At 42.0% G+C, this 23499-nt stretch carries 20 protein-coding genes; 1 reads left to right on the top strand and 19 read right to left on the bottom strand.

Going from position 1 to position 23499, the window contains the following annotated elements; translation table 11 throughout:
• Nucleotides 1-207 precede the first annotated feature (207 nt).
• The 19 genes from DFP82_RS03760 to DFP82_RS03670 all read right to left on the bottom strand — a co-directional run bounded on the left by DFP82_RS03760 (nt 208) and on the right by DFP82_RS03670 (nt 23040).
• A complete protein-coding gene (locus DFP82_RS03760; RefSeq protein ID WP_110922404.1) occupies nt 208-1044 on the bottom strand; it encodes a histidine phosphatase family protein in 837 nt (278 codons plus the stop codon).
• A 164-nt stretch (nt 1045-1208) separates the two neighbouring features.
• Nucleotides 1209-2006 carry a metallophosphoesterase gene (locus DFP82_RS03755; protein ID WP_245905632.1) on the bottom strand — a complete coding sequence of 266 codons (798 nt, stop codon included), beginning with the start codon at nt 2004-2006 and terminating at the stop codon, nt 1209-1211.
• A gap of 126 nt (nt 2007-2132) precedes the next feature.
• Complete coding sequence (pyrF, locus tag DFP82_RS03750) at nt 2133-2831, bottom strand: orotidine-5'-phosphate decarboxylase (protein ID WP_110922402.1); 699 nt, start codon at nt 2829-2831, stop codon at nt 2133-2135.
• Nucleotides 2832-2904: 73 nt separating this feature from the next.
• Nucleotides 2905-3312 (bottom strand): lipopolysaccharide assembly protein LapA domain-containing protein, encoded by a 408-nt coding sequence (locus tag DFP82_RS03745; RefSeq protein ID WP_110922401.1) that lies wholly within the window; start codon nt 3310-3312, stop codon nt 2905-2907.
• A 117-nt stretch (nt 3313-3429) separates the two neighbouring features.
• Nucleotides 3430-3735: an integration host factor subunit beta gene (locus DFP82_RS03740; RefSeq protein ID WP_110922400.1), complete on the bottom strand. Its 306-nt coding sequence runs from the start codon at nt 3733-3735 to the stop codon at nt 3430-3432.
• Nucleotides 3736-4086: 351 nt separating this feature from the next.
• Nucleotides 4087-5775: a 30S ribosomal protein S1 gene (gene rpsA, locus DFP82_RS03735; protein ID WP_110922399.1), complete on the bottom strand. Its 1689-nt coding sequence runs from the start codon at nt 5773-5775 to the stop codon at nt 4087-4089.
• A 304-nt stretch (nt 5776-6079) separates the two neighbouring features.
• On the bottom strand, nt 6080-6847 hold the full coding sequence (gene cmk, locus DFP82_RS03730) for a (d)CMP kinase (protein ID WP_110922398.1): 768 nt from the start codon (nt 6845-6847) through the stop codon (nt 6080-6082).
• A 120-nt stretch (nt 6848-6967) separates the two neighbouring features.
• Nucleotides 6968-7534, bottom strand: a complete 567-nt coding sequence (tadA, locus tag DFP82_RS03725; RefSeq protein ID WP_110922397.1) for a tRNA adenosine(34) deaminase TadA — start codon at nt 7532-7534, stop codon at nt 6968-6970.
• Nucleotides 7535-8272 (bottom strand): uracil-DNA glycosylase, encoded by a 738-nt coding sequence (locus DFP82_RS03720; RefSeq protein ID WP_110922396.1) that lies wholly within the window; start codon nt 8270-8272, stop codon nt 7535-7537. It abuts the gene before it with no gap.
• Between the two features lie 349 nt (nt 8273-8621).
• Nucleotides 8622-11186, bottom strand: a complete 2565-nt coding sequence (clpA, locus tag DFP82_RS03715) for an ATP-dependent Clp protease ATP-binding subunit ClpA (RefSeq protein ID WP_110922395.1) — start codon at nt 11184-11186, stop codon at nt 8622-8624.
• Between the two features lie 514 nt (nt 11187-11700).
• On the bottom strand, nt 11701-12108 hold the full coding sequence (locus DFP82_RS03710) for an ATP-dependent Clp protease adaptor ClpS (protein ID WP_110922394.1): 408 nt from the start codon (nt 12106-12108) through the stop codon (nt 11701-11703).
• 176 nt (nt 12109-12284) lie between these two features.
• On the bottom strand, nt 12285-13118 hold the full coding sequence (locus DFP82_RS03705) for a hypothetical protein (RefSeq protein WP_110922393.1): 834 nt from the start codon (nt 13116-13118) through the stop codon (nt 12285-12287).
• 103 nt (nt 13119-13221) lie between these two features.
• Entirely contained in the window at nt 13222-14289 is a 1068-nt protein-coding gene (argC, locus tag DFP82_RS03700) for an N-acetyl-gamma-glutamyl-phosphate reductase (RefSeq protein WP_110922392.1), read from the bottom strand.
• Between the two features lie 85 nt (nt 14290-14374).
• Nucleotides 14375-15511, bottom strand: a complete 1137-nt coding sequence (hemE, locus tag DFP82_RS03695) for a uroporphyrinogen decarboxylase (RefSeq protein WP_110922391.1) — start codon at nt 15509-15511, stop codon at nt 14375-14377.
• A gap of 186 nt (nt 15512-15697) precedes the next feature.
• Complete coding sequence (gene proB / locus DFP82_RS03690) at nt 15698-16870, bottom strand: glutamate 5-kinase (RefSeq protein WP_110922390.1); 1173 nt, start codon at nt 16868-16870, stop codon at nt 15698-15700.
• Nucleotides 16871-16948: 78 nt separating this feature from the next.
• Nucleotides 16949-18160 carry an Obg family GTPase CgtA gene (cgtA, locus tag DFP82_RS03685; protein ID WP_110922389.1) on the bottom strand — a complete coding sequence of 404 codons (1212 nt, stop codon included), beginning with the start codon at nt 18158-18160 and terminating at the stop codon, nt 16949-16951.
• 300 nt (nt 18161-18460) lie between these two features.
• Nucleotides 18461-19903: a glyceraldehyde-3-phosphate dehydrogenase gene (locus tag DFP82_RS03680; protein ID WP_110922388.1), complete on the bottom strand. Its 1443-nt coding sequence runs from the start codon at nt 19901-19903 to the stop codon at nt 18461-18463.
• Between the two features lie 406 nt (nt 19904-20309).
• The gene (locus tag DFP82_RS03675) at nt 20310-21476 is read right to left on the bottom strand and encodes a lipocalin family protein (protein WP_110922387.1); all 1167 of its coding nucleotides are present in this window, start codon (nt 21474-21476) and stop codon (nt 20310-20312) included.
• A gap of 427 nt (nt 21477-21903) precedes the next feature.
• Nucleotides 21904-23040, bottom strand: coding sequence for an NUDIX domain-containing protein (locus DFP82_RS03670; protein WP_110922386.1), 1137 nt, complete (start codon nt 23038-23040; stop codon nt 21904-21906).
• 295 nt (nt 23041-23335) lie between these two features.
• On the opposite strand from DFP82_RS03670, the gene hemP reads away from it, so the two are divergent.
• Nucleotides 23336-23494: a hemin uptake protein HemP gene (hemP, locus tag DFP82_RS03665; protein ID WP_227672156.1), complete on the top strand. Its 159-nt coding sequence runs from the start codon at nt 23336-23338 to the stop codon at nt 23492-23494.
• Nucleotides 23495-23499 lie beyond the last annotated feature (5 nt).

The following is a 23499-nucleotide window of genomic DNA, read 5'->3' as shown; positions in this document are numbered from 1 at the left end:
CGCTTTATAGTGTAATGACTAAAACCTTGTCACTGGTTCTAATACTGGGGCAAGGTTTTTTTATGCCTGTTTAAAACTCATTGATTCAACTTATATAGTCAAAGAAATCTAAAACAGCTACAAGGCAGTCGACCGCAGATTGTACATATAGTACCTCTAGGGAGGGTAACACCGTAGCGGTTTAGTAGTTCGCTGACTATGCTGATATCAAGTCCATTTTACTTCTGGCGGTAGCAACAGTTTGCTAGGATGATACCCTGCAGCACGATAGCCGTCTAACAGAGTATGAATGGGACGAGTATAAATCTCACCACGCCAAACAAAATGCGCGTTGGCTTGCTCAAATGGCATATCATCAAACCACAAAAACACTCCTTCCATCATTTTTGGCCAATCATTCCAATCAATCTCGACCACATCAAACATCACGGCTAAAAATGCAGACAGTAGCGTATCATGACTGACGGCAAGCATAAGATGCCCATGCTCAGGCTGATGTTGATAAAATAGAGATAAGATATCGAGACCACCCTGATAGGCGTTTTTGGTACCTTCAAGGTTGCCTTGTAGGAATCGATTGATGAAGTTAAGCACACCTATCTCTTTGAACACTGGATTGGCTATTTCAGGTTCAGTAACGAGGCTGCCAGGCTCAACCAGTAGTGATTGATGTGCAATATCTCGTCGTAGACCTGCCCCTTCTTGCATCAGCTGTGCCGTATCAATACAGCGACCTATAGGGCTTGAGATACTATCAACATTGAGGGAGTACGGCAGATGTCCTGCCAACCAACGACCCCAAGATTTTGCCAACACGCGACCTTTAGGTGTCAGTGGCAACTGATAGCTGGCAAAGCCATTCCCATCAGAACGCTCGCGTAGAGAATGCCTTGTAAACAAAATCAATCGCTTGTTTTCGGGTAATAAGCTGACTGACGAGATCATACTATCAGGCAGGTGCGAAGGCGCTGGTGCACTTGGGATGTGAGTCCCGAGCTTTTCAGCAGATAATTTTGATAAAGTATCGTTCGTGTATTTACTCATGTTAACAAGCGTAGCAGATTTTCTGGTAGGAATGAACAAAATATCAGTACAATCATCGTATAGGCGCCAATGATTGTACCCAAAGCTGCTCAAAAATAGGGTGGTCACTCTTAACACTGCTATGACATTATTGCTAACAATACCTGTATCTCTACAGATGCACGCTAACCGATATCAATCACTCTATCCCATGAGAATTCTAATGCTGTACTGCTTACTTCATTTGGATAAGCACGTGGATTAACAATCACCCGCGTCTTACCAATCTGATAATCAAATGCTTCATGGGTATGTCCATGTACCCAGAGTGTCGGCGCCCACTCCTCATGCATCCATCCGGAGAGATCACTGATAAAAGCGGCGTTACTTGGTAAATTGGCATACTTCTCAGACACAGATAACGGGCTAACACTATGATGACTCATCACCACGGTTTTTTTGCCAAGTTTATTAGCAGTGATTAATGCTTGCTGTAACCATTGACGCTGCTCGGCATGAAGTTGCATAGAGACCTCAGGTGAAAACAACTCGCTACCGGCATATATTTGTTTGTAATCACGCATAAAGCGACTAGCAGCTGCCATCGTATCCTCATTGGCTTGATACTGATAATCCGTCCACAACGTACAGCCTAGGATTCGCACTTCACCAATATCCATATGCTGACACTGCAAAACCCGAACGCCTTCATTCGACTCGATATTATAATTGTCCCAAGTCGCTAGTTTCTTATCGAAATGCAGCACATCTTCATTGAAGTACTCATGGTTGCCTGCGATAGTGATTAGAGGGACTTGCAAACGCGCAGCTTGCTCCTGTAACCATGGCATACCATTGTCACTATTTGCAGTATCTCCCGCTACTAGCACCACATCTGCGTCGGTTTTAGGGATGTGTCCTATCGGATGTGACTGACGAGCATAACTATCAATATGTAAGTCACTCAAAATCTGTAATTTCATATAAGCCAATATCATTGAATAAACACAAATAGTTTAGCACCTTTTACCTACCCGCAAAAAGCAAAAAAGACAGCGAGTTAGGCTGTCTTTTGATCGTTCTGACATTATAAGTTATTAAAGCGTGGCCTAAATACTTTGTAGTATCTTCTGCAATTTCGCAGCAGGGTTTTCTGCCTGTGTGATTGAACGCCCAATGACTAAGTAATCAGAACCGGCACTGAGTGCCTGTTTAGGCGTGCAAATGCGTTTTTGATCATCAGCATTGTCTTCTAGCAGACGAATACCGGGAGTAATGAGTTTAAAATCTTGACCACACAATGCTTTAAGCGTTTTAGCTTCTTGTGCTGAGCACACCACACCATCAAGTCCAGCTTGCTTAGTCAATTGCGCCAGTCTACTCACGTGCGCATCCAGACCGTCAGTAATGCCCGTTTGCATCAGCGCTTCATTGTCCATAGAGGTCAATACAGTGACTGCTATCAGCAAGGTATCAAAACCATTATCTAGTAAACGCTGCTTGGCTAGTGACATTGCTTCTAGACCTGCACTTGCATGGACGTTCACCATCCATACACCCAGTTCAGCCGCTGCCAAAACTGCTTGTGCAGTAGTGTTAGGAATATCATGAAATTTCAAATCTAAAAACACATCAAAATTACGCTGATGCAGTGCTTTGACCATGTCAGGACCACAGCGAGTAAAGAGCTCTTTTCCTACTTTTAATCGACATAATGCTGGATCTAATTGATCAGCTAGTGCTAAAGAGGCTTCCATGGTCATATTATCTAGAGCGACGACGACTGGAGACTTAATTATATTATTCATGACTTAGCCATATTGATATCGGAGTTATTAAAGAAGTATATCTAACTTAATCGCAGATTCATTGCGAGATGGTTTAATCTCGCTTATGTTTAGTAAGAGCAGCACTTTCATCTAAGTCGCTAACCGCTCCATCCTGTACATTAGTCGCCGTAGAGCCATAAACGGCTTCTTCTACCGTTGGCGAATTCGCTTGACGATCGATGACTATATTGGCTTGTGTGAGTTGCTCTTGTAGATTGGTTTTTGCTTTTTGCAAACGCGAAATTTCCCACTTGTTTTGTAAAACGCGGAAAATAAGCAGTGCTAGCAAAATACCAATAACGATACCAAGCATCAGACACAGTATCAGTAGCAGCCCTAAATTCATCGTAGGCGCTTGCGAGAACAGTAAATTTACACCAACTTCAGTATTATTTGCCAGCACCAAACCAAGCGCATAGGCAAAGCTCAGAAACAGTAATACAAATAGTAAAAAGCGCATGAGACGGTTACCTTAGTTGGAAATGCCGTTAATGTATTCAGAATAAATAAGTGATATGAGCGACTGATAAACCATTTTATGAAAAATGCTTATTCAATAAACGGGTTATGAAAACATTTAGCTAGTTGCAACCGTGTCATTGACCGCTTCACGTAGTGCTTTGCCTGGTTTAAAATGAGGAATAGCCTTAGCAGGTACTGGCACGCTTTCCCCTGTTTTAGGGTTGCGTCCTAGACGTGCACGGCGATGATGTAGACAAAAACTACCAAACCCACGAACCTCTACTCGGCCATCATTGGCTAAAGTATGGGTCATCAAAGTTAATATTTCGCGTACTGCATCATCGACGACTGTATCAGTCATATTGTCACAGTTCGCACTCAAATTACTAATAAATTCGGACTTGTTAATCGCTTGCTGCATTATTACGCTTGCCTTGTAAATTAATGGATAAGATGATTGTGAGTCAGAACGATATTTTAGGTTATTTAAATAACGGTATTTATTTCAATAACTACTGCTAAATCAGCATATCCTTAAAATAGTAAGGATAAAAACTCGGTCTTTAGAACAGCCTATCGCTTTGAACAAGTAGCGACTCACATTTTGTTACTCAATGTTGCAAATGATAGCGGATATTACCGTAAATGAAAATAAGAGTTTGCCTCTTTGGGCAAAAACATCACTTGTTAATAGTAATATCAAAATTTATTCATAAAAAAAAGCGACCGGAGTCGCTTCTTTTATATTACTTTATATCAATAACTTAGCAGCTTACTGCATTTGTTCTTTGATCAAGTCACCAATAGTTTTTGGTTGAGCTTCAGAACCGGCAGCGGCAGTAGTACTTGTGCTGCTTAGTTCTTTAATTGCTTGACGCTCTTCAGCTTCGTCTTTCGCTTTGATAGACAAGTTGATATTGCGTGTTTTACGATCAACACTGATGATTTTAGCTTCAACATCATCACCAACAGTTAGATGCTTAGTGGCATCTTCAACGCGGTCACGTTGGATTTCAGAGGCACGTAGATAAGCTTCTACTTCGTCAGCAAGTTCAATAGTAGCGCCTTTAGCGTCTACTTCTTTCACTTTACCATTAACGATAGCACCACGGTCATTGTTGACTAGGTATTCGTTGAATGGATCAGAGCTTAACTGCTTAACGCCTAGGCTGATGCGGTTTGCTTCTGCATCTACTGACAATACCATTGCTTCAACGGTGTCACCTTTGTTGTAGTTACGGATAGCGTCTTCGCCAGTTTCGTTCCAAGAGATATCAGATAGATGAACAAGACCATCAATACCACCGTCTAGACCAATAAAGATACCGAAGTCAGTGATTGATTTGATAGTACCAGTGATTTTATCACCGCGCTCATGTTTCTTATCAAACTCGTCCCATGGGTTAGCAAGAGTTTGTTTGATACCTAGGCTGATACGGCGACGTTCTTCGTCGATATCAAGAATCATTACTTCAACTTCATCACCCACTTGAACAACTTTAGATGGATGGATGTTTTTGTTGGTATGATCCATTTCTGATACGTGTACTAGACCTTCAATACCTTCAGAAATCTCAGCAAAACAACCATAATCAGTTAGGTTAGTTACGCGTGCTTTAACAACACTACCTACTGGATAAGTTCCGCCAACGTTATCCCAAGGATCAGTACCAAGTTGTTTTAGACCTAAGCTTACGCGATTGCGCTCACGATCAAACTTCAATACTTTAACTTTTAGGTCTTGACCAACTTCAACAACTTCTGATGGGTGCTTAATACGGCGCCATGCCATATCAGTGATGTGCAATAGACCATCAATACCGCCAAGATCAACGAATGCGCCGTAATCAGTAAGGTTCTTAACGATACCTTCGATTTCGATGCCTTCTTCAAGCTTGTTCAATAGCTCTTCGCGCTCAGCTGAATTTTCAGCTTCCATAACTGCACGACGGCTAACTACAACGTTGTTGCGTTTTTGATCAAGTTTGATAACTTTGAATTCTAGCTCTTTGCCTTCAAGATGCGTCGTATCACGGATAGGACGTACATCTACCAATGAACCTGGTAAGAATGCGCGTACTGAACCGATATCTACAGTGAAACCGCCTTTAACTTTGCTTGAAATGATACCTTTTACGATTTCATCGTTGTCAGCAATTTTCTCAAGGAAGTTCCAAGTTTCAACACGCTTAGCTTTTTCACGTGATAGCAAGGTTTGACCCATGCCGTTATCAACTGCTTCAACCACGACATCAACGCTATCGCCAACTTCAACTTCAAGTTCGCCTTCTTCGCTTAAAAACTCTTCACGAGCGACAATACCTTCAGACTTAAGACCAGTGTCAACAGTGATCCAGTCGCTATCGATGGCTACAACAGTACCAGTGATAACCGAGCCACGCTCGATATCCAGACCTGTTTCTTCGATGCTCGCTTCAAATAGTTCAGCAAATGATTCCATTATGTCTACCTTTGTATAGCCGTATCCTGTCCAGCACAGTACGGATCAAATTTATGATTGCATAAAACGAGAATACTGGTTTTTTATCCCATACAATCATATATAAAAACGTTTGTTGTTAATAAGCGCATGTTTTACCGAAATTATTAACAACAACTGTCTGTCTGATCTAAAAACTTCGTTATCTATTCTATCAAATCATGTTTTCTTAGGGCCTGGTAAGCCCCATAAATCTCACTACTACAATTTTATACTAAAACCAAACCTCATAGCAAAGCTTTTAATGCTTAATATGTTGTTTTTATTAACTATTAAAGAATATGCCTTTGGTTTGACAGTGTTTCTTCACTTGCTCGTATACAGTATCAGCATCTAGTATTGAACTATCAAGCAGCAAAGCGTCCTCTGCAGGTTTCGACGGTGCAGTGCTACGATTTTCATCACGATCATCACGGGCTTTAATCGTTGTTAATATTGCGTCAAAGTCTGCTGTTTGCCCAGCATTCAATAACTGTGCCACACGGCGCTCAGCACGCGCTTCAGCACTGGCTGTCAAAAACACCTTAACATCAGCATTTGGGAATACTATCGTTCCCATATCACGGCCATCAGCAACCAAACCTGAACGAGTGGCCATGTCCTGTTGTAACTTTAACAACGCTTCACGAACTTTTGGAAATATTGCTATCTGTGAGGCATAGCCTCCAACTGTCTCGTTACGTACCTGCTCACCAACTGCCTCATCATTCACCAAAATATCGACACGTCCTGACGCATTATTAGGCACAAATGCAATCTCTAGGCTTTGAGTCAACTTTAATACCGCCATTTCATCAATGACTTGACTGGTATCTGCGGTAACCAGACCAGCTTCGAAAGCTTTGAGTCCTACAATACGATACAGAGCACCCGAATCAAGCAACTGATAGTCCAATGCTTGAGCTAAGCGCCATGTAACCGTGCCTTTGCCTGCACCGCTCGGCCCATCAATACAAATAACAGGATAACGCAGTGGTTGCGTTTGACTATTATCATTATGAAGTGCGGTGTTATCAGTTGTAGAAACGGTCATAATAATCACTTAATCGGAGACAATACTCATATGGCTGACAACTTCGCCATTAAATAGGGCGATATTATAGCAAAGAAACATCCCTATCACTAGCGACAAGTCCGATATCTTGTTAACAGATTATTTTGATTTCATTTTGGCCAGTTTTCGTCGTTCGCGAAAAAAGCTTTTGAGTATTTGACTACTGTGCTCGCTACAAAGACCTCTGTTTACTTGAATACTGTGATTATAAAAAGGCTGCATCGGCAAGTTCATCTGACTACCAACCATACCTGCTCTTGGCTCGCTCGCCGCATAGACAAGCCTTTCTACCCGTGCGTGAATCAGCGCCCCAACGCACATTGTGCAAGGCTCTAAGGTAACATACAGCGTTGTCTGTAATGGCAAGCGATAGTTATTTAAACGGGTACAGGCATCTCTCAATGCGATAATTTCGGCATGTGCAGTTGCATCATGGCGGCCAATTGGCTCATTGAATCCCTGCCCTATGACCTGCTGACCATGTACTAGTATCGCCCCTACTGGCACTTCTCCATGCTCAGCACCTTGCTTAGCAAGCTTGAGTGCTTCTTGCATCCACTTAACATCTTCAGTTGACCAAAATATACTAGTCTGAATATCTTCGATAACTGGATGATGATTGAAGAATTGAGATGGTTTCAAGCTTATATCCGGTATGTTTATCATCTATTGCGGTAACTGCCAATCAATTGGTGTTTGGCCGTACTGTACCAAATAGTCGTTGGTCTTAGAAAATGGCTTAGAGCCGAAAAAACCACCACGGTTAGCAGCAAGCGGTGAAGGATGCACAGCCGTCAGGATAAGATGCTTATCTGTATTGATATACTTGCCCTTTTTCTGTGCTTTACTGCCCCATAATATAAATACTGTACGCTCTGTTTGTTCATTGACTACATCAATCACCGCATCAGTGAACTGCTCCCACCCTTGATTTTGATGGCTATTCGGCTCACCCTCTTTTACAGTCAATGAGCTGTTTAATAACAATACTCCCTGCTGCGCCCAGTACGTTAAATCGCCATGTGCTGATGGTTTCAGACCAATATCAGTAGCCATTTCTTTCAACAGATTATTAAGCGATGGCGGTTTTGGGATAGCTTTTGGCACAGAAAACGATAACCCCATTGCTTGTCCTGGACGATGGTAAGGGTCCTGACCTAATATCACGACTTTGACTTGTGATAGAGGCGTTAGGTTAAAAGCATTGAACATCAGTGGTGCTAGCGGATAAACGCTTTCCTCTGATTGGTACGCTTCTTTTAAAAATGCACGCAAATTATCCATGTTATCAGAGGTTAGCTCATCTGCTAATGCTGTTTTCCAATCTGTTGGCAGGCGTACATTGTCTAAAATCGCTTGCTTTTGCTCGGTGGTTTTGGTTGTCTGTTCATCAAACAATTCCATAATATATCCTTTTTTATTTGTTATACATCATATAAATAATAGGGCATGTCATCAATTAGCACATTGATACATTTAGTGGCCTTAAAATGGCTAAATTTTGTCAAACATCGTCAGAAACCTTGTCAATATGTTCATATTTACGGCGAGTTCTTCCTTGTTTGACTGCAATTTTTCTCATTTTAAGCCACACAATCTAAATGATGACACGCCCTAGATAAGTCTACCTGAACAAGTCTTTCACATTAGAATAAGTAGACTCATACATTGGCTTTATGATGAATTATAGCAATAAAAAAACGGCTACCGTAGCAACATGGTAACCGTTCTTGTTTTATTGATAATAAAAGACTTAGCTGGCTAACGACTCAGAGTCCGGATATGGCTCATGCGTTTCAACGACGGTCAAAATAATACGACTGTCTGACGAACCTTTATCTGACGTTTTACCATTGGTTTTTTCAATCTTAACAGACTTATCATCTTGCACAGCACTGTCTTCAGGCTCTAGCGTTAGATGTACAACCCCGCCGTTGACCAAGTCACCAAACAAAATCATGCTTGCCAATGGCTTTTTGATCTCGTCTTGAATCAGACGCTGCATAGGACGTGCACCCATTAGGCGATCGTAGCCTTTATCAGCTAGATAGTTACGGACATCATCGTCAATCTCTAAAGTAACTTGCTTATCATCAAGCTGCACTTGCAACTCAACCAAGAATTTATCGACTACTGATACCACGACCGACGTATCTAGTGGGTTGAATTGGATGATAGCATCAAGACGATTTCGGAACTCTGGCGTAAAGACACGTTTGAGCGACTCTGTATTATCACGACTGTGGTCTTGCTGAGTAAAGCCCATAGATGAGCGGCTAATACTGTCAGCACCAACGTTGGTGGTCATAATGACGATAACTTGCTTGAAGATGGCAACACGACCATTGTTGTCCGTCAAAGTACCGTGATCCATCACTTGTAGTAACAAGTTGAATACATCAGGATGCGCTTTTTCGATTTCATCGAGCAATAAGACACAATGTGGATGCTGATTGATTTTTTCAGTCAACAGACCGCCCTGATCATAACCAACATAGCCAGGAGGCGCACCGATCAAACGTGAGGCCGTATGTGCTTCCATATACTCGGACATATCAAAGCGAACTAATTCCACACCAAGTAGATTGGCTAGCTGACGTGATACTTCTGTTTTACCTACGCCTGTAGGACCAGCAAACATAAACGAGCCAATAGGCTTATCTGGTGCCTTTAGGCCAGCACGAGACAGCTTAATCGCATCTGCTAACGTTTCAATCGCTTCATCTTGACCAAATACTAAATGCTTGAGGTCGCGATCTAGATGCTTGAGAATACTCTTATCATCGCTAGACACTGACTTGGGTGGAATGCGTGCAAGCTTAGCAACGATGGCTTCAATGTCTGCCACATCGATTTTCATCGGTGGTCTTTTTTTCGCAGCTTTTGAATCTTTAGATGATTGAACGCGATCGTTGACTTTAGCAGTATCTGCTTCATCCTGCATTTCATTACTGTCAATCTCGCTGTGAGTCACACCATCAAAATCTTCTTCATCAGCATCAATCTGAGCATCAAAGTCTTGCTCTAAATCAGCAATGAAGCTTTCTTCTGCATCGATATCATCCGCATCTGGAATCACGCCCAAACGCTTATAAGCACCCGCTTCATCAATCACATCAATGGCTTTATCTGGTAAAAAGCGCTCGTGAATGTGTTTAGCAGATAACTGAACAGCTGTAACCAATGCTTCATCTGTATATTCAACGTTATGGAATTCTTCATAGCGAGGCTTTAGACCACGTAAGATGTCGATACTGTCATCAACGCTTGGTTCTTTTACATCGATTTTTTGGAAACGACGTGATAGCGCATGATCTTTCTCAAATACCTGACGATACTCGGTAAAGGTCGTAGAACCTATACAGCGTAGCTCACCATTAGCAAGTGCCGGTTTGATCAAGTTCGACACATCCATATTACTACTCATTGACGACCCTGCGCCAATAATCATATGAATCTCATCAATGAATAAAATAGCATTGGGTTTATTCTTTAATGCGTCAAGCAACGACTTCATACGTTTTTCAAAATCACCGCGGTATTTTGTGCCAGCGATTAATGAACCAATATCTAGGCTATAAATAACGCAACCATTCAATGGTTTTGGTGCTTTGTCATTGATAATCAACCATGCTAAACCTTCAGCAATAGAGGTTTTACCCACACCAGGTTCACCGACTAACAATGGGTTGTTTTTACGGCGACGACACAGTACTTGCGCAGCACGCTCAATTTCAGAGGTACGTCCAATCAATGGATCCGTTTTACCTTCAGCAGCACGTTGGTTTAAATTGGTCGCAAACTCCACCAATGGATCTTTGCTGGTTTTCTCTGAGGCATTACGGCGCTCACCAGTCATCGAAGCACGCGGCTCAGAGGGTTCTTCTTTATCTTGGCCATGTGATAAATACTGAGTCAGCTCAAGGCGGCTGATACCTTGCTTTTTAAGCAGGTAAACAGCATAGGTATCATGCTCTGAGAACATAGATACCAAGATATCCGAGCCTTCTACCAAACGGCCACCACCAATAGATTGCACATGGAAAATAGCACGTTGCAAAATACGATCAAAGCTTTGGGTAGGCTGCGGTGACTGCTCTGTATCTGCATCTATCGTTGGCGTATGCTTATTGATATAAGCTTCCAACTCAGTACGCAGCGTTGAGACATTTGCATTGCAAGCAGTCAATGTATTGGCGGCGTGCGTATTTTCTAGCAATGCCAGTAGTAAGTGTTCAACAGTTAGATACTCATGCGATTTTTGACGCGCAAGTGTCATTGCTAAACGCAAAGAAACTTCAAGATGACGACTTAACATAACAACTTCCTACGGTTATACCTATCTTTATAATTGATAGCTTTATGAATGAGTTAGTAAGTAAATCAGGGCGATAGATGGATTGTTCAAGGGTAATATCTGTATTATTAAAATATCTTGCTAAATGACACTGTCTAGGGATTGTATAAATAACAGTACTGTCTATCATCAACTAACTATTACCAACCAAGAGTGTTGATAACTCATACTTGCTGTTCTTTATATCAACACGATACTCAATCAGAGTCAATCTATTAAAAACGACTAAAGTGTATCAAAGCGTGCTGTACGCCAACAGTGTTAGAAATAATAAATGATAAAAGCTTAGAGAATTAAACAGATAACAGAGAGAATGAGCGAAGTGACAAAGAATTTGAAGGGGCTTTATCTAAACAGTGAAGTGAAAAAATTTCTATGTAAGATAACTATCTAGCTCACTGTGGAAAGTGAGCTATTTATCAAAGCTAAGAATAGATAAACGAAACGTTGAAATCAGCATTATAGAGGGATTCAGTTATTCGCCTTGATGTGGCTCTATCTGAGTCAATAGTGGATAGCCTTCACGATGCGCCAAGCTATTTACTTTTTTGGCCTTAGTCTCAGCAATGTCTTTTGGATAAATACCCGCAATACCTTTGCTCGCATTGTGAATCGTCAGCATAATCTCAACGGCAGAGTCCATACTGTGACGAAATTCTGATTGCAGAATATAGACGACAAATTCCATCGGCGTATAGTTATCATTATACATAACGACTGCATACATCGGCGGCTTAGCCACTTCCGGCTCTGCCACTAGTACGTCTGCTTGTGGTGACGTTTCGCCATCCGTATCCCCATCTTGCGCACGGTCAGCAGGCATGTTTGGGAGATGCCAATCAGAGACGATTGGCGTAGTCTGTAGTATTGCTTGATTTATCATAATTAGAGTACAAATTAATAGGTATATTTATTACGGAATAAGGGATAGTGAAGAGAGGTAATCGCTAGTTTAATAAAATTAGATTTAACACATTCAGATATAGTATCAGGCTTGCTGAGTCTACTGTTTATAGTATTGTCACTCGCCTTTCTCATATCTCAGTTATCTAGAACCAACTAAGGCTTAATAGGACTGTCATCAACTTCTGGCAAATCCAAGAGTGATAGCGGCATGTTGTCAACTCGAGCACCGAGCTTCCAATCATAGATTTGCTCTACTTCCTGCCCGTCTGCTTTCAAGCTGAGTTTTACTTGTAACGGCTTAAAGCTAGATGGCATGATAAAGCGACCACGAATACGAACAATGCCTTCAATCGTATCGACTGGATACTCTAAAGGCACTTCTACGAAGTCATCATCATTGAGCAGTGTCAATGTTGGCGTCAGTCGTTTTGATGCGCCATCACTGGCAAGCATTCCAACATCAAACATATACTCAAAAGCATTTTCGGGTAACGGTTTAATATGAGCGCCAAGCACCTGTAATGGCATGCCGCCTTTGCTACTAACGATATCAGCATATAACTCGTTGAGCTGCGAAAGCTGTCTGTTTTCAACCGTCAATTCTTGCTTGTTTTCACTCAGCTCTTTTACATTGGCTAAGCTTATCGCCAACTCTTGCTTGGCAGTAGCCGCTTGATTGATCGCTATTTTATGACTAAGACGCGTGTCTTCCAGCTCTTTGGTCGCCTCTTCACTATTGATTAGTGCTTGCTGGGTTTCTGTTTCCATAGAGTGGTAGCCGCGCTGATAGCCGAGCTTATGACCAAATATTAATCCAACCATGGCAGTTACCAGTATGACAACCACAAATAGCGCCAGTACCAATGTAGACGCTCCTTGCTGCTCGCGGCCTATAGAACTTACTGGGCTAAAACGATGGCGATTGGCGTCTATACACGATGAACGTGCTGACTGTGAGCAAAAGCGTAATACAAACTTAACACGCATTTAGGCGGTATCTCTTAACAATAAGTACCTGTTATTATAGCGGAATTTATAATCAATACCTAGCACCGTAAATGTGAATGATTGGAATATAAAGCAGTCGACTTTAAGGAACAATCGGCGCAAAGTTCAGTCCCATTGACTCATCAAACCCAAACATAACGTTCATGTTTTGCACGGCCTGTCCTGCTGCTCCTTTGACCAAATTGTCTTGTACTACGATGACAGTCAACTCAGCACGATCACTGTCTTGATGCACGGCAATACGTAAACGATTGCTGGCGCGTACACTACGTGTATCAGGGTAAACACCCTTTGGCATCACATCAACGAACGTCTCTGATGCATATGCGTTTTCAAACGCCTGTTGCCAGTCGATAGCAGCCCCAGCATCCGTCAGTTCCATATGAATTGAGCTTAGCATACCGCGTATCATCGGTACTAAATGCGGTAAAAAACGAATACGATGGGTAAACTGACTGTCTAATAATTGTGCCACACCCTGCTCAATCTCAGGTAGATGACGATGCCCTTCGACGCTATAAGCTTTAAAGTTATCTGTTGATTCAGCATAATTAAGCGCAAGCGAGGCTTGGCGACCCGCGCCAGACACACCAGACTTTGCATCAATGACAATGCGAGATTCAATCAAACGTTCTGCTTGTTTATTTTGTGCTTCAATGATCGGCTTCAAACCCAAAATGGCAGTGGTTGGGTAACAGCCAGGGTTGCCCACCAACAATGCATTTGCAAGTTTATCGCGATTAACTTCAGGTAGTCCATAAACAGCGGTCTTTAATAGCTCAGGACACGCATGTGACTGTTTGTACCATTTCTCAAAGTCAGTCAATGACTGCAAACGAAAGTCAGCAGCCAAATCAATGACCTTTACACCAGCTTGAGTAAGCGCTTCAGCTTGTTGCATTGCCACGCCGTGTGGTGTCGCAAAAAACACCACATCACACTTTTGTAGCGTCGCAAGCGTATCGTCACCTAAGTCGCTAAAGACAATATCTGATATACCGCGTAAGCTTGGGAATATCTCATCAGCTCGTGTACCAGCTTCACTACGCGAGGTTAGCAAATCAATAGATACTTCAGGATGGGCAGATAATAAGCGAATCAGCTCAATACCTGTATAACCTGTACCACCAACAATCGCTGCTGAAATCATAAGATATCCTTTTTTCTTTTACTCAGTAAATAGCAGATAAATATCACGTCTATGTTAACGCTTATAAGCTTTGCATATTCAAACTTTAGATTTTGTAATCCTGCACTGCATCGATAAATACTTTTGCATTGTCAGGGTTGACCCACTGAGTGATGCCATGACCTAAGTTTGCGACATAACCTGTTTTTTCGCCGCTCGCATAAGCACTATCTAGCATTGCATTTACTTCAGCGCGAATCGTTTCAGGTGAACCATACAAGGTTGCTGGATCCAAGTTACCTTGGATGGCTTTGCTACTCTGTAGTTTTTTATGCTGCTTGGTCAGTTGACGCTGACTGTCAGTCAATACTTTACGTGCACGATCAATCGGCATCGTCCAGTCTAGGCCTAAAGCATCAGCTTCACTATCAGCTTGGATGTCTAACCATAGCCCACCACCTTTCGTAAACAATACTACTGGTATTTCCGGATGGCGTACCTTTAGCTCAGCGACAATACGCTTATTATAAGCATGAGAAAAGTCAATAAACTGACGATGACCAAGCGCGCCGCCCCAACTGTCAAATATCTGTAAAATTTGGGCACCAGCAACTACTTGCGCATCTAGATAATCAATGACAGACGTTGCCAATTTATCCAATAGTTGATGTAGAAAGTCAGGATTGCTGTATAAAAAACCTTTGGTATAGCGATAGTCTTTTGAGCTGCCGCCTTCAATCATATATGTAGCTAGCGTCCACGGGCTACCAGAAAAACCAAATAACGGCACTTGACCATTCAAAGCTTTACGAATACTGGTCACCGCACGCATGACATAATCAAGAGAGTCGGTCGGATCAAGCTTTGGTATTCTATCAAGATCCGCTTGCGTACGAATAGGATGCTTAAACTTAGGACCTTCACCAGCCTCGAAATATAAGCCCAACCCCATGGCATCAGGAATGGTCAAAATATCACTGAATAAGATAGCAGCGTCTAAATCATAACGACGCAGTGGCTGTAAGGTCACTTCAGTGGCACGGTCTGTATCTCTACACAAACTCATAAAGTCGCCCGCTTCAGCACGGGTCGCTTTGTATTCTGGTAAATAACGACCTGCTTGACGCATCATCCAAACTGGAGTGGTGTCTATCGTTTCAAATCGTAGTGCTCGCAACAATCTGTCGTTCTTTAATGGCGCAAAGTCGTGCTGAGTTGAATTACTATTGTCTGAAGCACTCATGTACAAATCTCCAAAACAACAAAGTATTCATACTTATTGATGAATACTTTGTTGGATAAAATACGTTAAATAAAAGAATGATAAATATTTATAGAATGGTCATGATGACATCTCAGTTTAAATATTATTAACCTATATTTAGACTGAGACTGTGTGCATACTAAGCGATTCTATATTATTAATGTGCTATACGGTTAGTGCCAAGTTATCACGGTGTACCATGACAACACGCTCTTCACTGCTACCAAAAATCTTATCAAACTGCTCTGTACGCTCACGTGCTACTCGATGCGCATCCTGCGATGAAAAGTTGACTTGCCCGACTGCGAGACGCTCACCAGTATCTTGATGGATAATTTCAACCACATCACCTTCATCAAAACCACCACGGACTTCGACAACACCAACGGGTAGTAGACTTCTATTATGCTCAGTCAGTGCCTTTGCCGCACCTGCATCCACAACCAAGCTACCTGACATACGCAGGTGAGCCGCCAGCCATTGCTTACGAGCAATGATCTTGTCTTCATCGTTGGTTGTCAAAAGCGTACCAACTGCTTCACCTGATACCACACGAGTAATGACGTCATCAATTGCACCGCTTACGATAACGGTTGGACAGCCACCCATTGCAGCAAGACGACCAGCACGGATTTTGGTCAACATACCACCGCGTCCGAGCTTGCCACCATCTCCGGCTATATCAAATAAATAATCAGCCATCGCACGCTCTTGACGAATCATTTTTGCATTAGGATTGTCACGTGGGTTATCTGTAAACACACCATCTTGATCGGTGAGGATAATGTACAAGTCAGCATTGACCATCGCTGCTGCCATTGCCCCTAATGTATCGTTGTCACCGAATTTGATTTCATCAATGGTGATGGTGTCGTTTTCGTTAATAACAGGTAACACGCGCCATTCTAATAATTGCGTCAATGCGCCTGTCGTATTGAGATAACGGCTACGATTAGACAAATCATCATGAGTCAATAGCAGCTGCGAGCTTTGAATACCATGCTGAATCAGAGCTGACCACCATGTTTCAATCAAACCCATCTGACCAATGGAGGCACAGGCCTGTAGTGCGGCTAGTTTTTTAGGGCGCTCCTCAAGGTTCATACGTACCACACCTTCAGCAACAGCACCTGACGATACTAGTAGCACTTCGACGCCTTGCTTATGCAGCTTAGCAATCTGTTTGGCCCACTCGTATATGGCAGTTCGATCCAGCCCTCGACCGTTATTGGTTAACAACGATGAGCCAATCTTGACAATAACGCGCTGAATATCAAAGTTGCGATTTTGCTTAACAAATCTTGCTTCTTCGATCGTGTTTTCTATGCCATCTGCCATATAAACTCCTTTTTATCTTATGAATTGATTAGGGGATTGATTTAAAAAATTCAGGTACATCAGTTCAAGCTTGTTCACTTATGGAACGTAAACCACCTCGACACCGTCTTCATCATCGAAGTCGTCATCATCGTCATTTAAGTCCACCCCTTCACGTGCTGCTCTGCGGGCCGCACGATAGGCTTCACGCTGGGCTTCAGTGTTTAGACGGACTTCTACTTCTAAGCGCTCAAAACGTGTTCTTTGTGCTTCAGCGAAGATAGGATCTTCTAGTTCACGCTCGCGCTCTAGTTCAATCTCATTCATCAAATGATATTTAACCGCATCAGTCCCTTCACCCATTAGGGTTGAGGTGCGAAATACATCGCCTGTCCAATCAAGCTCAGCGACAATATGGGTACAGAGCTCATCTAACTCTTCTTCAGGCACCTGATCGATTTTGTTTAATACTAAAATCTGGGGCAAGTTAGATAACTCAGGTGAAAAACGTTCAAGCTCATTCAAGATAACACGAGCGTTGTTTACCGGATCGCTGCCATCAACTGGCTTTACATCGACCACATGTAACAATCGACGTGTACGAGCCACATGCTTTAAGAAGCGGATACCAAGTCCGGCACCTTCTGAAGCACCTTCGATCAAACCCGGAATATCTGCCATCACAAATGAGCGATGACGACCGATATCAACCACACCTAAATTAGGAACGAGTGTGGTAAATGGATAGTCAGCAACTTTTGGTCTAGCAGCAGAAACTTGACGAATAAAGGTAGATTTACCAGCATTAGGCAAACCAATCAAGCCAACATCAGCCACTACTTTTAGCTCAAATTTAAGGACTTTTAGCTCACCTTCAAAACCTGACGTCGCTTTACGCGGTGCTTGGTTGGTAGAGCTCTTGAAATGGGTATTACCCAAACCACCATCACCACCTTTGGCAATCAGTAACGTCTGACCAAGTTCAATCAAATCGCCCAATACTTCATCTGTTTCGGTATCAACTACCGTGGTGCCGATAGGTACTGGTAAAAACAAATCATCAGAGCCTTTGCCTGAACAGTTTCTACTGTGACCATTCTCAGCTCGCATGGCGTCGTGACGACGGGTATAACGGTAGTCAACTAGGGTATTGGTGTTGTCTTCTGCAATGACATAAACATCTCCGCCTTTACCACCATCACCACCATCAGGGCCACCACGTGGGACATATTTTTCTCGGCGAAAACTGGCGATTCCGTTACCACCGTCACCTGCTTTTACCGTTACGACGGCTTCATCAATAAATCGCATTTTACTTTCCTTAATTCACAATCCAGTTTATATACTGGTTACAACCAACGGTTATATTATGGGGTTTTACTGTATTGTCACAAAAAATATTGTGACAAAATAAGCGCTAAAAGCACGCTACTTGTATTTGATATTCAATATGAAAATAACACCCGATAATCAATCGGACTATCGGGTGTTTAAGTATGACAGCTAACGCAATATCAAGCTATCCAAACCAGACACTATTATGGCAAATTTTGCAGTATGACCGCACTGATTCACACAATAATAGACAACTGGTTTGTTATATTTAGCGTTCTATGCAGGAATCTGAGTGTAGCTAATTCCAGCCATCTGTGTCGCCAGACGCAATACCTGAGTACTATAACCTACTTCGTTATCATACCAAACATACACAATGGCTTGATTACCAGTCAGAATAGTCGCCTGCGCATCGATGATACCAACATGAGTCGTACCAACGAAATCCGTTGATACGGCTTCTGTAGAATCTGTATAAGCAATCTGCGACTGCCAAGTGCTGCTGTTAGCAATTTTACGCAAGAATTCATTCAACGCTTCAGCACTTTCTGGTGCCGTTTTAAGCGTTAAGTTCAGAATCGCTAAACTGACATTTGGTGTTGGTACACGAATGGCGTTGCCCGTTAGCTTACCACTTAATTCTGGTAGTGCTTTACCAACTGCTTTTGCTGCGCCTGTGCTCGTGATAACCATGTTCATCACTGCACTACGACCACGGCGGTCTGCTTTATGATAGTTATCAACCAAGTTTTGATCATTGGTAAATGAGTGAATAGTCTCTACGTGACCGTTTTCGATACCGTACTCATCATTCAATACATTCAACGTTGGTGTAATAGCATTGGTCGTACAGCTGGCAGCACTAACGATAGTGTCATCACCAACCGTGTCATTGTTCACACCATAAACGACGTTTTTGATGTCACCACCAGCAGGGGCAGTTAGTAGTACTTTTTTCACGCCAGTAGATTGTAGATGCTTGCCAAGGCCTGCTTCGTCTTTCCAGATACCCGTGTTATCGATAACGAGAGCATCGTTGATACCATAAGCGGTGTAATCGATTTCACTAGGGTCTTTAGCATAGATAACTTGTACAAAACGACCATTAATAATCATGCCGTTGTTGTCATCATCGATACTGATGCCACCCAAGAATCTACCATGGATCGAATCACGCTCAAGCAATGAAATACGTTTGGCCAAGTCACCAGCAGCTGCTGGGCGTACGACGATAGCTTTTAACTGCATACCTTTTGCACTTGACGCTTGCGCCAATAATAAACGGGTCAAGATACGACCAATACGGCCGAAACCATATAATACAACATCTGTCGCGCCATTCACGGCACCTGCATTATTAACAGATTTTAGCGCAGCTTGTACGTCAGTGTCATTAGCAATCAATTGACCAACATCGATACGAGTGGCTTGGATATCTTTGCTCTCTGCGATGACTTTTACCATCGCTAACGTGTCAGCGATATCAATAGACTTAGCGCCATGGTCACGCAACGCAACTTTTTGATGCAAAGCGAGTATTTGACCAACTGAGGTAGAGTCTAGCGTTTCGCCGAACAAGGTCACTTGTACGTCTTGCGCATTATAGAGCTTATTCAATAACCCCATTAGCTCAATCGCTTGTTGCTCTTGATTGTTATAGTTGCTTAAGTGGTCTTGATGTAATTGGCGTAAGGTATCAGCGTTGCTCACGAGAAACATCCTTATGGTCAGTAATGTATGATCAATAAAATATGAAGAAATATGAAATAGATAGGTTGTGTATGCTCTAAATGGTGACTCTAATGTGATAATCAACCACTATCAATATGGGTTATTGACACTAGAGTATTTGAATCGCATAGATTTTAGCCTAAAACGCCTCATTTTGCCAGTAGTAACCGATTAGCTAGTGTGCATAATAGGTTTCATTCTCATATACAGACTCATATATAAACAGGGATAAAAATAAAGGCAGCCATATATGCTGCCTTATTAGTTTTTTTGAATGAGAGTTACTATGACTTTTTATTTATTGAAATAACCTGATAATAACCAGTTATCTATCAGATATTCAGATATACAAATTCATTCTACAATTCAATTTAACGTTTTATATTCATATTAACTATGGCGTCAAATTTACCGTCTGATTGGTTTGCGGTGTGAGCTTAAATTCTTTTAAGTCATAACCTTGTTGTTGTGCAATCTGACGATATTTAGAATAGGTTTCTTGACTGACATTAGGTGAACGAGCCAATAGCCATAGATAATCTTTGTCAGGTGTGCCGACCAATGCCGTCTTATAATCAGCATCACGTGCTAGTACCCAATAATCGGCACGGCCGACTGGCAACCAACGAATCCATGAGGGCAAGAAAGTTACTTTGAGCTTACTACCAGTCTCGTCCGTTGGCTTAGCGAGACCTTCAGCAACAATCTCCGAGCCATCTTCGGCCATACACTTGTTAGTGACGGTTATACCTTTTCCATCAGCTTTTTGAGCATAATTGGCCGTAACATCACCTGCACATTTACGCTGAAAGTACATCGGTAAGCGACCTATCTCGTACCACGTTCCAGCATATTTTTCGAGGTCGACGCTATCGACTGTCGTTGGGGTATTTACAGACTTATGAATGATGGCGCTTGGTTCGATAGACAGCATCTCTGTTGTCGTCTTATCCATCGTTGCATTGGTAGCCGCCATAGACGCTGCATTGACTGGAGGCGTAGCAGCATAAGCTGAAAACGCAGCCAATGGTATAATAATAGCTAAGGCAATACCTGTATGTTTGATCAGTCCATTCATAAATATGCGCTCCGGTATTTCTTTGTATGATGAATGAGTGGTATCCGATGACGAATCGGTTTCTTGTTCAGAATCTCTATGCTCATACTTATCTTTTGTTATTTTTATTTGACCACCTACAGATTCTGAGGTGATTGGCGTAGACAGAGTCAGTCCTTGGGACTGTTCAACACTGCTTTTCAAATCATTATTTTTCGTAATGTCATCATCAGACATAGCAGACTCTTTTGCCTTTAACAGGCTTTTGACAGCGCTCTTGTACCCAAAATAACTGTCTTGCGAAGACGTGTTTTTTACCGAATGGCTCGGATACTCATCATTCGATTCGTCATGGTTGTAGCTAGCATCATTGCTGGCATAGCCTGCCTTTTGCGCATTATCTTTATCTAGATAATAACTGCTTGACTGGCTAGTCTGCTGAGATTGAGAACCAGCTTCCTGTGAATCAGACCATCCTGACTTAGGTAACTTGTTGGCTTTCATAGAATTACCGTTATTAATAATGACTGTGAAAAATTCTTTGTGTATTTATCCACCTAGTCTAACTCTCTGAACGTCGCCAAATTCAAAAAGCGTGTCTAATAAGTAAACCAGCGCTACAGAATTTGATTTTATTGCAAGGGTCAAAATATGTTTTCATAGGCAATTTGCTAATGAATAATAAACAGTTTGCTTATGAATGATAGAGTAAATACTCTTTAATTAGGTATTCTATATTAAGGACAACTTGACTATTAAAACAGTGTCGCAATGTAGGGAAACGCAACGGTTTGTAAGTAACTAGGTCTTTATGCGGTAGAACAAACACCTAATAAAAACATAGTTACTTACTGGATAAATATCAGACAAATCAGTGATATCCCTGATAATTTTCAACAAATAATAGGCTCAATATAAGCCGAATTTCTTCTCATTTTTCACTGTTAAAAAACTGACGAATACCAGCAACGCTGATACCGCCATGTGCTAATGCTTGATCTATCATCGTGGGTGATAGACCGCCCAAACCAATGACTGGCATATCGGCCAGCTGTGCTAAGGCAGACCATGCCTCCCAACCAAGTGGTACAGTATCAGGATGCGTGTGAGTGGCTAATACTGGTGAGATGAAAATACCGATCACTGGCAGCAGCTGTTGCTGTATTCGAGCACTGGCGAGTTTGTTGGCCGCTTCAATACTGGCAATATCGTGACAGCTTATTATCAATGGAAAGTCATCCGATAAACAATGCTCAGATACAGAAGTGTCTGAAACACTTTCAAGCCATTGCATTAATGCCGTATGGGTCAAATGATTTGCAACGATTTGATGAGAGATATTTTCATCTTTAATCGGTGTTGACTTATCAACATCCACAACTTGGCTATCGGCATCATAAGGTACAATTACTTGAACGTCTGGACGACCATGCATCAATTGCGCTGCTAGACTGCCTGAGCGCTCTGCATCAGCTTCTTTTGTTCGAATATAAACCAAAGACTCTATCGCTAAATTGTCTTGATGATATTGCAACCATGCTGCCGCTGAATCTGCGCATTCGCTAAAATGTGCTAACGGATAGGTGATGGTTATCTGCATTGGCAATCTCAGCCACTCTAGAATCGTTTTATTCGCAGCGGGCAAGGGATACTCACCTGCCAACAGCTTAGACTTATCTACCCATGTCAATGCCTGCCCTTCTAATCCATATTCGCAATGCTTATGCTGCTCGTATTGCTGCGCTGCCAGCTCAATTTTGTAAACCTGTAGCACAACCTGCTTGTCACCATAGTCGTGATGCAAACGACCAAGCTTGACGATAATGTCATTATCTATAGCAATACCTGTTTCTTCAGCGACTTCTCGAACCAATGCCTGTTCTGCACTCTCATTGGCATCAATCTTACCGCCGACGAACTCATAGCGATTGCCTTGATGTTGGGTAGCATTTCTAAACCCAAGCAAATACTGCTCTTTATGATGAATAACAGCGACTGCAACGTTTACGATGACTACTTTTTTATCTATGATTTGGTTTATTTCTTGGTTATTTGGTTCGATTGGCATGGTTTTGTCCTTCGTTGTTTATTTTTATTAGAGTATATTCAGTCATACGAAAATATTAGGAAATAGTAGAAATATAACTTAAATTACTGATTTCAAATACAATACTTATGGTTCATCTCGAATAAGATAGGCTTTATAACAACTGCTTTAGATAAGTTTACATAATAACTGCATTTTATTTTATCAATTGTCTTGCAAAATCATTCAATCTAAATGATAATTATTATCGTTAAAGACGATTACTTACTGTTATCGCTACTCAGCTATTTTTTATCAAAAGGATTTTATTATGAGCATGGTCATCTCTCGTTATCTAAACTGCCGCGAAAACCGTCTACCTACCCTACAATCACAGCACTTATTTGCCCTAACCAAGGAAGTACGTATCGAGCATGAAGGTGAAGAATACCGCCTACGCCTGACACGTAATAACCGATTAATCCTAACCAAATAGAATGA

This window comes from Psychrobacter fozii (assembly GCF_003217155.1).
GTDB classification, from domain to species: Bacteria; Pseudomonadota; Gammaproteobacteria; order Pseudomonadales; family Moraxellaceae; genus Psychrobacter; species Psychrobacter fozii.
Note: the sequence above shows the minus strand (reverse complement) of the source record. Positions and strands in the feature narration are given on the sequence as shown.